We start from the raw sequence: 12271 nt of genomic DNA on the forward strand, positions 1-12271 counted from the left end.
CCTAAGCTCCGCCTGCCTGACCGGCCATCGCCAGCAGAGCCAACACCGAGCGCCAGTTGCGAGCGGTGCCCGGCACTTTCAGCGTACGCGGGATCAGGCCGGCAAAGACCGATTTGCCGAGCCCGTCCGGCGCGTGCAAATAGAGCACGTCGCCCTTGATCAAGAACCGTTCGGGACCGGTGCACTTTTCGGCCAGCCGCGCCACCTCATCGCCGGTCGGCTCGCGCTCCAGCACATAGGCGTGGAGCTTCGTGTGGTCCGCGGCCACTTCCGGATAGGGATTTTCGCTCACCAGCCGCTCGAACCAGCCGAGATCGCGCACCATGATGCGCGAATGGAATCCCCATTTCTTCTCGAAGGCTGCTTCGATCTGTTTCGTCAGCGTCGCCGCGTCACCCGCCTTTGCCCGAAACACGGCATTGCCGCTCTGCACATAGGTGGCGACATCGGAAAAGCCGAGGTCCTCGAAGAACGACCGTAGCTCCGCCATCTTGACGATGCGGTTGCCGCCGACATTGATGCCGGAAAACAGCGCAACGAAGCTTTTTCCCTGATCAGTCATCTGATCATCGATCACTCATATGATGAACCCGGCCAGCGTCTCGTTATCGGTGATATCCTGGTACTGGACGCCTTCGGCCTCGAAATTCGCCTTGAGCAGGTCGAAATTGCGGCGATCCTTGGTTTCGATGCCGATCAGCACCGAACCGAAATTGCGGGCCGATTTCTTCAGATATTCGAAGCGGGCGATGTCGTCGTCGGGCCCAAGCATTTCAAGGAAATCGCGCAAGGCGCCCGGCCGCTGCGGAAAGCGGATGATGAAGTATTTCTTCAGGCCCTCGAAGCGCAACGCCCGCTCCTTGACGTCGGGCAGACGCTCGAAATCGAAATTGCCGCCCGAAACCACGGCGACGATCGTCTTGCCCCTGATCTCCTTCCTGGAAAAATCCTTCAGCGCGTCGATCGCCAGCGCGCCGGCCGGCTCCAGCACGACGCCTTCGACATTGAGCATCTCGATCATGGTCGCGCATAGCCGGTTTTCCGGGATCAGCCGCACCATGTCGGCCGGGAAATCCTTGAGATGCCGCAACGGCTCGCGGCCAATCTCGGCGACCGCCGCGCCATCGACGAAATTATCGACCTTGGCGAGCTTCAGGCGCTTTCCGGCAATGAGGCTCTCGCGAAGGCTTGGCGCGCCGGCCGGCTCGCAGAAGACGAAGCGCGCTTCGCGGCCCTGATCGGCGAAATAGTGGGTGACGCCGGCGGCGAGCCCGCCACCGCCGACCGGCAGCATGATGATGTCGGGCATGCGGGCGCCCGGCATCTGGTCGGCAATCTCATAGGCGACAGTCGCCTGGCCCTCGATGATGTCCTTGTGGTCGAAGGGCGGCACCATGTGGGCGCCGGAACTTTCGGTGAATTCGAAGGCGGCGCGGTAGCAATCGTCGAAAAAGTCGCCGACCAGCCTGATCTCGACGAAATCGGCGCCGAACAGCCTGGTCTTGTCGATCTTCTGCTGCGGCGTCGTCACCGGCATGAACACGACGCCTTTCTTGCCGAAGTGGCGGCAGACGAAAGCGAAGCCCTGCGCATGGTTGCCGGCGGACGCGCAGACGAACAGTTCAGCCTCGTTGCCGGCCGCAAGCGTCTTGCGGAAGAAATTGAAGGCGCCACGGATCTTGTAGGAACGCACCGGCGACAGGTCCTCACGCTTCAGCAGCACCCGAGCCCCGGTCTTTTTCGACAGGTAGTCGTTCTCCTGCAGCGGCGTTTCCGGAAAGATCTGGCGGATCGCGGCGGCAGCGGTGGCGACACGGGAAGAGAAACTGTTCATCGGAAAACCACCTTGCACCGCCTGTTATCCGCAGACCTCTATCATCGATCGGGCCGCGCTCCGGCTGTTTGTTGCACGCGCTGCCGTCGTGCGGCCGATCCCGCCTATTGCATATCCCGGGCCCCGACGCCATTGTCCGGCCATTCATGCCCCTCCGCAACGGGCATTCGCAGAATCCTTGCAAGCACTTGGAGGCGTTTGTTCATGCCTGTCGCATCGGTCGGCCTGAAATCCATGTCGCTGCCGGAATTCGGCGAGCCGACGGTGATGCCGCTGGTTGCGCGCGCCACCCACGAAGCCCGCATCGCGGCGCTGACGGCACTGGGCGCCAAGGCCGGCCTCGATGCCTTCGCCATCTATGGCGACCGCGAACACGCGGCCAATGTTGCCTATCTCTCGGGCTATGATCCACGCTTCGAGGAAACGCTGCTGATCATCGTTCCCGGCAAGCAGCCAAGGCTTCTCGTCGGCAATGAAGGCTGGGGCTATGCCGAACTCTGCGATGGGCCATACGAACGCGTCCTCTACCAGACGTTCTCGCTGCCGGCGCAGCCGCGCGATCGCTCGGACGCGCTGCCCGACATCCTCGCCGATAGCGGCCTGAGGCCCGGCCAGCGCATCGGCGCCATCGCCTGGAAACCGTTCGGCGCAGGCGATGCAGGTTTTGGCGAGATGGCGCTCGACCTGCCCTCCTTCATCGCCGATACGCTGCGCGCGCTTGTCGGCGACAAGGGCGCGGTCGTGAACGCGGCCAATCTGCTGATGAACCCCACCGACGGGCTGCGCGCCATCAACGAGGCCGACCAACTGGCTGCCTTCGAATTCGCCGCGACCTTCACCTCGCAGGGGTTGCGCAATGTCCTGCAAGGCATCGAACCCGGCATGACCGAATTGCAGGCGGCCCGGCTGATGGGCATGAACGGCTTGCCGCATGGCTGTCATCCGATGCTGTCGGCGGGCAAGCGCGCCGTCTATGGCCTGCCCAGCCCGCGCCTCGACATCATCCGGCGTGGCGACCCGATCACCATGGCCTATGGCATCCAGGGTGCGCTCAATGCACGCGCCGGTTTCCTCGCGGAGGAGGCATCCGAACTTCCGCATGCCATCCACGACTATGTCGAAAGACTGGTCGCGCCCTATTTTGCCGCTGTCGTCGACTGGTACGAAGCGATTGGCATCGGCACCACGGGAGGCACGCTGTGGAGAGCGGTGCATGACCGCATAGGCGATCCGTTCTTTGGTGTTTCACTCAATCCCGGCCATCTCGTCCATATCGACGAATGGATGCATTCGCCGGTGTTTTCCGGCTCCGACATCAGACTGCAATCGGGCATGGCGCTGCAGGTCGACGTCATTCCGGCGACCGGCAGCGCCTATTTCACCACCAATATCGAGGACGGCATCGCGCTTGCCGACGAGCCTCTGCGCGAGGAGATCACGGCGCGCTATCCCGAGGCCTGGAGCCGCATCGAGGCGCGACGCGGCTTCATGGCGGATGTACTCGGCATCCGCCTCAAGCCGGAGGTGTTGCCCTTCTCCAACATTCCGGCGTTTCTGCCGCCGTTTTGGCTTTCGCGCAACAGTGCGATGACTGTGACCGGGCGCTGACCACATTTCGGCTGGACGCGACTTAGTTCTGCCGCACTCTGGCTGTCCGGGATGTCGCGGGGGTAGGCAGGCCTTTTGGCCGGAGTTGGAATTTCTGAGTGCCTTTGAAGAATAGCTTTGCCATTGTCCTTGCCTTGCTCGTCGCCGGCTGCGCCGGTACGCAAACACAGGAACTGCTTGGTAGCGCGATCGTCGCGACGCCGGTGACGGAGATCGCCGGCAACCACAGCATCTTCATCGCGACGACGCGCAAGAAATCCGACGATCCCAACAAGGTTTTCGACGGTGAGCGCTCGGCCACGCTGAATTACGCCCGCGTCACCGTCACGGTGCCAGGCTCCCACCAGACCGGCCAGATCGAGCGCCGGTCGCGCGGCAAATCCGACGACCCGGCGAAATATTTCATGGCGTCCGAAGTCGTCGGCTACGACGCACAGCCGAAGTTCTCCAGCGCGCTCAACGCTGACATCGCGGCGCGGGGCGGCCGCGTCATGGTCTTCGTCCATGGCTACAACACCGGCTTCGATGATGCCGTCTACCGCTTGACCCAGATCGTCCACGATTCCGGGTATCCGGGCACGCCGGTGCTGTTTTCCTGGGCCTCCGGCGCCAAGACCACCGACTATGTCTATGACAAGGAGAGCGCCAGCGCGGCCCGCGACCAGCTCGAAGTGACCTTGAGGATGTTGGAGCAGTCCGGAGCGCGGCGCATCGACATCGTCGCCCATTCGATGGGCACCTGGGTGACGATGGAAACGCTGCGCCAGATGGCCATCAGCGGCGACCGCGATCTCGGCGGCAAGCTCGGCGACGTGGTGCTGGCCTCGCCCGACATCGATGTCGATGTGTTCAAGAGCCAGATGAGGCGCTACGGCAAGCCTGACAAACCATTCATCCTGCTGTTGTCCGCCGACGATCGGGCACTCAGGCTCTCCGGCCTGATTGCCGGCTCGCGGCCACGCGTCGGCGACTACAAGGATGCCGCCGATCTTGCCTCCTACGGCGTGACCGTGGTCGATCTTTCAAAGGTCAAGGGAAGCGATAGCTTCAACCACACCAAATTCGCCGACAATCCCGAACTGGTGAAGATGATCGGCCAGCGGCTGCGCGACGATGACGGCTTTGCCAGCGATCGTGACGTGACCGATCGCATCGGCCTGCTCGGGAAATAGACGAAATCCCACGATTTTGCCGTGCCTGTTCAGCATCGCAGACGTCTAGGCGCACTTTGAACTGGACCGCGCCGCGCTCTGGCTTTATCGGAATATCCAGCGACGTCATGCGTTTGACGTCCCCCTTTGCGGAGCCGGCGTGTGACCGTGCGTTCGAAGAGCTACCTTGTCGTCGCATTCGCGCTCGCTGTCACCGGCTGCGCCGGCCAGAAAACCCATGATCTGCTCAACAAGACGACGATCACGGTGCCTACTTCCGACATCACTGCGACGCATGAGATCTTCGTTGCCACCACCCGGCAGAGGGCAACAAAGAACCCGCGACAGGTCTACGACGGCGACCGTTCGCTGACCACCAGCTTTGCCCGGGTCGACGTGACCGTTCCCAAAAGCCATCAGCTCGGCGCCATCGAGCGGGTCAAGGGATCCGCAAACAGCAATCCGGCCAAGGATTTCACCGCCAAGGACGTGACCTTCTATGAAGGCGCGCCGCAATTCGCCAAGGCGGTCGGCGCCGACATCGCCATGAGCGGCGGACGTGCGCTGGTTTTCGTGCACGGCTTCAACAACGGTTTCGACGACGGCATCTATCGGCTGACGCAGATTGCCCACGACACGAAATATCCCGGCACTCCGGTGCTGTTTTCCTGGGCGTCAAGCGGCAAGACGACCGGTTATATCTACGACAAGGAAAGCGCCAACGCGGCGCGCGACGACCTCGAGGCGACGCTCAGGATGCTGGCCAAGACGCGGGTCAAGAGCATCGACATCATCGCTCACTCGATGGGAACCTGGGTGACGATGGAAGCGCTGCGGCAGCTCGCCATCACCGGCGATCGCGATCTCGGCGGCAAGCTCGGCTATGTCGTCCTGGCCTCGCCGGACATCGATGTCGATGTGTTCAAGAAGCAGATGATCCGCTACGGCAAGCCAGACAAGCCGTTCGCCATCCTGCTCTCAGGCGACGACCGCGCGCTCAAGCTGTCTTCCCTGATCTCTGGCGACAAGCCGCGCGTTGGCGATTACGGCAATGCCGCCGACCTTGCCAGCTATGGCGTGGTCGTGGTGGACCTGACCAAGACCAAGAGCGGCGACCGTTTGAACCATGCCAAATTCGCCGACAACCCGATCCTGGTGCAACTGCTCGGCGACCGGCTGCGCACACCGGCCGCTCTACGAGCGGACGAGCCCGACGCGGTGCGGTTCGATGACATCGGCCAAGGTATAGGCAAGGCCGTCGGCTCGGTCGCCGAGGTCGTGATCACCACGCCGTTCAAGGTGCTGACCGTCGGCGCTGGCGGGTGATCAGCCGAGCGCCGACGGCTGATCTCAGACGAAAAGATCGACCTTCTGGAACGTCGTCACATCGATCAGCCCGACGTCGGAAATCCTCAGTTCCGGAATGACGACCAGTGCCAGCAGCGAGTGCTGCATATAGGCGTTGTTCAACGAACAGCCCATCTTGCGCATCGCTTCGGTCAGCTTCTCGGCCTTGGCGGCGACGATTTCCGCCCGCTCGTCCGACATCAGCCCCGCGATCGGCATTTCGACCAGCGCCAGTTCCTTGCCCTTGGAGAACAGCACGACGCCGCCGCCGACCTCGCCCAGTCGATTCACGGCCAGCGCCATGTCCTGCTTATTGGTGCCGACAACGATGATGTGGTGCGAATCGTGCGCCACGCTGGAGGCCATGGCGCAATCGCCCATGTAGCCGAAGCCGGAGACGAAGGCGTTGGTGACGCCGCCTGTGCCCTTGTGGCGCTCGACCAGCGCGATCTGGCAAATATCGTTGCGGCGATCCATGGCGACCAGCCCGTCCTCGACCGGCAGATCCGCTTCCAGTGCACGCGTCGGCGCCTGGTTCTCGATGACGCCGATGACGCGCACGCGCACCTCGTTGGCGCCCTTGGGAGCCGCGATGTCGAAGTCGCCGGCCTTGAGTTTCTTGCCGAGCTTGACGGTGTTCTTGGCCGTCTTCGGGTAGTCATAGGCTGGAATGTCGATTTCGAGCTTGCCGCCCTTGGCCAGCCTGACGCCACGCGCATAGACCTCATCGATGGTCATCGCCGAGAGATCCGAGACGATCAGCAGGTCGGCCAGCCGGCCCGGCGCGATCGAGCCGATCTCGCGTTCGAGCTTGAAATGCTGGGCGGTGTTGAGCGTCGCCATCTGGATTGCCGTTACAGGCTTCAACCCTTGTTGGATGGCGTGCCGCACCACCCGGTCCATATGGCCTTCATGGACCAGCGTACCGGAATGGCTGTCGTCCGTGCACAGGATGAAGTTGCGCGGATCGATGCCGCTCTCGGTCACCGCCTTGATCTGCGAGGCGACGTCATACCAGGCCGAGCCCAGCCGCAGCATCGCCTTCATGCCCTGGCGCACGCGCGCAATGGCATCCTCGGCCCGCGTGCCCTCGTGGTCGTCTTCCGGCCCGCCGGCGACGTAGCCGTGGAACGGCAGGCCGAGATCGCGCGAGGCATAGTGTCCGCCAACCGTTTTCCCCGCTTTCACGGTCGCCGCGATCTCGCCAGACATGACCGGGTCGTTGGCGGCGACGCCGGGGAAATTCATCACTTCGCCCAGCCCGATAATGTTTTCCCAAGTCATCGCTTCGGCGACATCAGCGACCGTCAGCTCGGCGCCGGCATGTTCCAGCCCTGGTGCCGAAGGCACGCAGGACGGCATCTGCACATGCACATTGACCGGCATCGCGACGGCTTCGTCATGCATCAGCCGCACGCCGGGCAGGCCCAGCACATTGGCTATCTCGTGCGGATCGATGAACATCGAGGTGGTGCCGTGCGGAATGACGGCGCGGCAGAACTCGGTGACCGTCACCATGCCGCTCTCGACATGCATATGCGCGTCGCAAAGGCCGGGAACCAGATAGCGCCCGCCGGCGTCGACCACCTTTGTGCCCTGACCGATGGCATGGCTGGCGTTCGGCCCGCAATAGGCGAAGCGCCCGCCGGCAATGGCGATGTCGGTCCCGGCGATGATCTCGCCAGAATGGACGTTCACCCAGCGGCCGTTGCGGATGACGAGATCGGCGGGTTTGCGGCCCATGGCGACATCGACCAGCTGCGTTGCCATCTCGGTCCAGGGTTTGGGTTTCGTCGCATGCGCCGATGCCTTCTTGGCCATGAAAGACTCCTGTTTGCCCGACTGTGCCAAGCCAGTGTGGTTTTGACCAGCATCAAACTGGGACCTGATGCGCCATGACAAAGGCTGTCCGACCTTTCACGAAGGCTACTGCGCGCTGACGTCGACAGTGACTTTCGCCTTTCCGGCCGAAATTTGTTCCGCGAGACGCCTGAGTTCGCCCTTGGCGAACCTGCCGCTGATCATGACCTCGCCGCCGAGGATGGGTTCGACCAGCCGCGGCGACATCACGACGTTGCCGCCGACGCTGAGATCAATCGTCTTCCCGACATTCGCCTTGGTGAAGGCGGCGAATGCCCGCCCACTGTCCGGCGTCATCTTGAGGTTGAGCGCCACTTGTCCTGGCGCCGGATCGGGTACCACCACGGCCTTGGCGATGGCCAGCGTCAACGGCTTGGCAATGGCGAGGCCGCAGGCGAGCAGCACGACGGCTGTTGCAGCAATTGGGAGAAACAGGACGCGCATCGGGAATTTTCTCCACAAACCGCCGATCTTGCACGGCGACGCTGCCGCGGCAATGCCGCTTGTCTCCGGCCTAGCGGCACCGGGCTTGCGGGCGGCATCGGCCAGAATAGGATTCCGTTTTGTCGTAAATCGGGTTACCCTTCCTGCAAGGGCTTTCTGAATTCGTCATTTCGGGGAGTTCGATGTGCGTCGCCTGATGGTCGCAACTGCCGGTTTTCTCGCTGCCCTGGCCGTGCCGGCTTCCGCAGCCGACCCCACCGTCGACGTCCCGATGACCGCGCCCGGCTTCGACTGGACCGGCTACTACGCCGGCCTGCAGGCTGGATATGGCTGGGGCCAGTCCGATATCAACGGGACGGGGGGCGAGCCATTTTCCGTCTCGCCCGATATCGACGGCGGTTTTGTCGGCGGCCATATCGCCGGCCTGTGGCAGTTCGACCAGGCAGTGATCGGCGCCGAGGCCGACCTCAACTATTCCTCGGTCGACGGCACGACCGAGGCGGAGCCGGGAAACGCTTTCGGCACCGACGTCAAATGGTTCGGATCAATCAACGCCAAGGCCGGCTACGCAATGGACCGGCTGCTGGTCTATGGCATCGGCGGCATCGCCTTTGCCGGCATCGAAACGTCGCAAGCGACGGGCACGGCGTTCGACAGTTCACGCACGAGTGTCGGCTGGGCAGTGGGTGCCGGCGTCGACTACGCGCTGACCGACAAGTTCGTCGTCGGCGCCCAGTATCGCTACTATGATTTCGGCTCGGAGCATTTTGACGCGTCCGGCGATTTCACCGACCGCGACCAGGATGTGAAGCTGAACACGGTGGGTATAAATTTGAGCTACAAGTTCTGAGCCTCGCCAGCGGCCTGGCGCGACCCGGCCAAGGCCGTGGCCTAAGAAGCTCTCTGGTGGAAGGGGCGGCCGACGCCCCCAGTTGGGCGGGGTGATGGGTTGGGCTGAGAAGCGCCGGCCTGGGCGGGTTTGATCCGCCGAGTAGTATCATACCAGTACCTCCGGCGCGCATAATTCCGTGATCGCACCAGTACGATCAAACCGCCCGGTCTGGCTTCCGTATTCAGACTTGACCAGGAACACGACTTGACGGCCCGCATCCTGACATCTGAAAAAGGCTGGCCTGCGGATGTGGTGGAATTGGTAGAGGCAAGGGATCTTAGATGCGAGCCAGGCCGCCCAGACGCGTCCTTCGCAGTCTTGGCCAGCCTTGTTTTCCGGGCTTTGCAGGCGCGGCCTGAGCCCGACATATCTATCAATCCCTACCCTTCCCTGCTCTTCCGGTGCCAATTGCGGTGCCAAATCAAAAGCCCGCCACCTTGAGGCGGGCCGTTGGCGGCGCGGTGTACCTCATCCGGCTGTACCTCATAGAGCCATCTTGCATTTCGCGTTCTTCCCTGCACTCCATCGGGAGCGGCCCGCTTCAGGGGAACGCTCAAAGCTGGTTGACCAGGGGAGAGGTTGACCAAGATTTGTTCAAGTGCCACGAGGGATGTACCTCGTGTTTCCGCCTTGAAGAGGCCCGCCGTCGTTAGCCAGGCGGGCCAAGACGAGAAGGAGAACGAACTTGGACACCTTATTGGCGCTTGCCGCTCTGGCCGTATCTCTGGTTGCACTTGGCATGTCCGTCTACTTCTGGAGGCGACAATTTCGCCCGATCGTAACGGCCGCGGTCAAAACTCACAGCGGCGGAAACGATGGGATTGCCTACAATCTCGTGGTGCTGAACTCTGGATCAATTCCCGCGAAAAATATCCGCCTGATCGTTCACGACCAGGCCGGCCTCAAAGCGGCGCTCGGAGTCGGTGCCAATGAGGATGCCAAAAAGCGGTGGCTGGCGTGTTTCACTCAGTCGACGGAAATTCCACTCCTCCAAAACGGCGATAAGACGACCTGCTCGTTTGGGATGACGCACAGCGATCCGCGGCAAAGCTTTTGGAAACCGCAGGCCCAGTTTTGGATCCGCATTGAATATGAAGGTTGGTTCGGCGCTAAGTACGATTCGGACCCACTTAACGTTTTGCAGATCGCCGATTCGGACAGCTTCACCGGAGGGATGTGGGCACCGGTGAGAAACCCGCCACCAGGGACAGCGGGAACCTCTCAAACTGGGTCGAAATTCAGATTCCGTCCACCCTCCAGCATTCCTCGGGCATCTCCCCAGCGTCCTGTTCGCCATTCTCGATCCACGCGGTATTATCGACCTTCATCATGAGCCGCTGACGGGTTCCTACGGTCCGGCCGAGTGATGGCTCGTCTGCATCCTTGTCGTGCGGGTCGTCCAGCACGTCGCCGCCGTGCTCGTTTTCAGCTTCGCACTTGTCTTTGCTTGGGAACGTGGCGTATGCCCAGCCAAAATGCGGTTCCACGACCTTACACCCCATGCTCCCGCACTGATCGCCAGTGGGCTCGATGTGGTTGCAATCAGCCGTCGCCTAGGGCATGCGTCACCTGTGGTTCACGCCGTCAGCCCACGCCCATCTGTTCACACGGTCGGACGAAGGTGTTGCAGCGGCGATTGAAACCGCGATGAGAATGGGCGCAGAACAGTAATCCGGCCTTTCAGTGCCAATCCGGTGCCAAGCGGGCTTGAATGGCTGGACCTATGTTCGCTTAAGTGCTTGTAATCGCGGCCTGCGGACGTGGCGGAATTGGTAGACGCAAGGGACTTAAAATCCCTCGATCTCTGATCGTACGGGTTCGATTCCCGTCGTCCGCACCACTCTTGGCTCACGCGCCTCCAGGCAAAAGGCTCCCTCGGACGACTGGGACCGCAGCCGAGCGGTTGCCGGCGCGCAGTGTCACGCCAGCGGCTTGGCGAAAAGGCTGTTCGGGGCCTCTGCGGTGAGGCCAGCGCCCTTACTTGATATAAACCAGCACGTAGCGGTTCTTGTAAGGCTGGTAATACTTCGTCCCGCATTTCCAGACCACGGTGCCACCGCTGTAGGTGGTCTTCACGCATCCTTTGGGCAGGGTCGTGATGTAGATGGTCGTCCTCTGGATCACGACCGTCTTTGCTTCCGCCGGGTTGACCAGGCGAAAGCCCAAACTGCCGTCAAAGCCGTCGCCGGCCACCGAAGAGATCGCGAGCACGCCACAAGTGGCGACCGCGCGATAGAACGAACTGCGACTGATCATAAGCTTTCCCCTTCCCTTTACTTGCCGCTCTGGCAGCCTACCAGCAACGCGCAAAGCTTCAAAGGACTTAAAATCCCTTGAGCTTTGATCGTGCGGGTTCGAATCCTGTCGTCCGCACCATGTTGAAATCAGCGCTCAATGGAGAAGCCCGCCACGGTCGGGCGGCGGACCCTTCGTCGCGCCCCTGCGATCAGGACTTCTTATCGCCATTTGGATTTGGTGCCGGGGCCTCTCGCACGTCTCGCGGTGGCGGATCGACATGTTCAGGCTCCGGCGATGCTTCCTTGTCGGGACGACGGAGTGTCTTCTTCGTGTCAGGCTTCGGTGGCGAATCCTTGACTTTGCTTGGCATGTCCACTTCCTCCTATCCCCTGAAATCGGATCCCCGCTCTCTTGTTCCGTGAGCCGGTCAAAAGGCTCGCCATGTGAGGCGCGGCTGTACCTCATCCGGGTGTACCTCATAGAGCCATCTTGCATTCGGGGTTCGTCCCTCACACTCCGTCGGCAGCGGCGCGCTTCAACCTTTCGGTGGTAGCCCTTCATGCGGATGCGCTCTGGCTCTCGCATTAGCGTGAGCGCATGCTTCGGGTCAGCCAGCACAGCGCCTCCTCGAGCCCGGACTGGTTAGGCCCAGCGGCCACCGCTGCTAGTCCCCTAGCAAGTCGCTGGGCCGCCCCGGCAAAAAATCCATTCCCGTCAGCGCATCACCTTCAGCGCGATCTCCTCGACCCTCACCTTGTCGCCGATCTCCCTTGCCGCCATCGCTTTGGCCTGTCTTTGGTGGTCCAGCACGGTCCGCCAACGCGGCTTCTCGAAAACGCTCACCATCTAGCATTACAGTTGCATTTTAGATTTTAGGTGAGCTCGTCGCGCGGCAGC

General features: G+C 62.1%; 11 protein-coding genes and 1 tRNA gene. 6 read left to right on the top strand and 6 right to left on the bottom strand.

All coding sequences use genetic code 11. From position 1 onward, the window contains the following. Position 1: 1 nt before the first annotated feature. Together AC07FD_RS24900 and ilvA are read right to left on the bottom strand one after the other, a co-directional pair. Positions 2–562 carry a DUF1697 domain-containing protein gene (locus tag AC07FD_RS24900; RefSeq protein ID WP_478351998.1) on the bottom strand — a complete coding sequence of 187 codons (561 nt, stop codon included), beginning with the start codon at positions 560–562 and terminating at the stop codon, positions 2–4. 15 nt (positions 563–577) lie between these two features. After that, the gene (gene ilvA / locus AC07FD_RS24905) at positions 578–1834 is read right to left on the bottom strand and encodes a threonine ammonia-lyase IlvA (protein WP_478351999.1); all 1257 of its coding nucleotides are present in this window, start codon (positions 1832–1834) and stop codon (positions 578–580) included. A gap of 204 nt (positions 1835–2038) precedes the next feature. On the opposite strand from ilvA, the gene AC07FD_RS24910 reads away from it, so the two are divergent. The 3 genes from AC07FD_RS24910 to AC07FD_RS24920 all read left to right on the top strand — a co-directional run bounded on the left by AC07FD_RS24910 (position 2039) and on the right by AC07FD_RS24920 (position 5919). After that, positions 2039–3442: an aminopeptidase P family N-terminal domain-containing protein gene (locus AC07FD_RS24910; protein ID WP_478352000.1), complete on the top strand. Its 1404-nt coding sequence runs from the start codon at positions 2039–2041 to the stop codon at positions 3440–3442. Positions 3443–3540: 98 nt separating this feature from the next. Then, on the top strand, positions 3541–4614 hold the full coding sequence (locus tag AC07FD_RS24915; protein WP_478352001.1) for an alpha/beta hydrolase: 1074 nt from the start codon (positions 3541–3543) through the stop codon (positions 4612–4614). A gap of 141 nt (positions 4615–4755) precedes the next feature. Next, complete coding sequence (locus AC07FD_RS24920) at positions 4756–5919, top strand: alpha/beta hydrolase (RefSeq protein ID WP_478352002.1); 1164 nt, start codon at positions 4756–4758, stop codon at positions 5917–5919. 24 nt (positions 5920–5943) lie between these two features. Here AC07FD_RS24920 and ade read toward each other — a convergent pair whose 3' ends face one another. Then, complete coding sequence (gene ade / locus AC07FD_RS24925) at positions 5944–7761, bottom strand: adenine deaminase (RefSeq protein ID WP_478352003.1); 1818 nt, start codon at positions 7759–7761, stop codon at positions 5944–5946. A gap of 105 nt (positions 7762–7866) precedes the next feature. Beyond that, positions 7867–8244, bottom strand: a complete 378-nt coding sequence (locus AC07FD_RS24930; protein ID WP_478352004.1) for a SecDF P1 head subdomain-containing protein — start codon at positions 8242–8244, stop codon at positions 7867–7869. A gap of 184 nt (positions 8245–8428) precedes the next feature. Between AC07FD_RS24930 and AC07FD_RS24935 the strand changes: the two genes are divergently transcribed. The 3 genes from AC07FD_RS24935 to AC07FD_RS24945 all read left to right on the top strand — a co-directional run bounded on the left by AC07FD_RS24935 (position 8429) and on the right by AC07FD_RS24945 (position 10976). Beyond that, on the top strand, positions 8429–9094 hold the full coding sequence (locus AC07FD_RS24935) for an outer membrane protein (RefSeq protein WP_478352005.1): 666 nt from the start codon (positions 8429–8431) through the stop codon (positions 9092–9094). A gap of 727 nt (positions 9095–9821) precedes the next feature. Next, on the top strand, positions 9822–10469 hold the full coding sequence (locus AC07FD_RS24940) for a hypothetical protein (RefSeq protein ID WP_478352006.1): 648 nt from the start codon (positions 9822–9824) through the stop codon (positions 10467–10469). A gap of 421 nt (positions 10470–10890) precedes the next feature. Next, positions 10891–10976: transfer RNA gene (locus tag AC07FD_RS24945), tRNA-Leu, on the top strand. Between the two features lie 137 nt (positions 10977–11113). On the opposite strand, the gene AC07FD_RS24950 is transcribed toward AC07FD_RS24945, so the two are convergent. Next, a complete protein-coding gene (locus AC07FD_RS24950) occupies positions 11114–11392 on the bottom strand; it encodes a hypothetical protein (protein WP_478352007.1) in 279 nt (92 codons plus the stop codon). A gap of 696 nt (positions 11393–12088) precedes the next feature. After that, positions 12089–12220 (bottom strand): hypothetical protein, encoded by a 132-nt coding sequence (locus tag AC07FD_RS24955; protein ID WP_478352008.1) that lies wholly within the window; start codon positions 12218–12220, stop codon positions 12089–12091. Positions 12221–12271 lie beyond the last annotated feature (51 nt).

The sequence above is a fragment of the Mesorhizobium waitakense genome, from assembly GCF_056431085.1.

Bases quoted from the DNA above. Each gene is read 5' to 3' on its own strand.
- AC07FD_RS24900 (WP_478351998.1), bottom strand. From the start codon at position 562: ATGACTGATCAGGGAAAAAGCTTCGTTGCGCTGTTTTCCGGCATCAAT.
- ilvA (WP_478351999.1), bottom strand. From the start codon at position 1,834: ATGAACAGTTTCTCTTCCCGTGTCGCCACCGCTGCCGCCGCGATCCGC.
- AC07FD_RS24910 (WP_478352000.1), top strand. From the start codon at position 2,039: ATGCCTGTCGCATCGGTCGGCCTGAAATCCATGTCGCTGCCGGAATTC.
- ade (WP_478352003.1), bottom strand. From the start codon at position 7,761: ATGGCCAAGAAGGCATCGGCGCATGCGACGAAACCCAAACCCTGGACC.
- AC07FD_RS24930 (WP_478352004.1), bottom strand. From the start codon at position 8,244: ATGCGCGTCCTGTTTCTCCCAATTGCTGCAACAGCCGTCGTGCTGCTC.
- AC07FD_RS24950 (WP_478352007.1), bottom strand. From the start codon at position 11,392: ATGATCAGTCGCAGTTCGTTCTATCGCGCGGTCGCCACTTGTGGCGTG.
- AC07FD_RS24955 (WP_478352008.1), bottom strand. From the start codon at position 12,220: ATGGTGAGCGTTTTCGAGAAGCCGCGTTGGCGGACCGTGCTGGACCAC.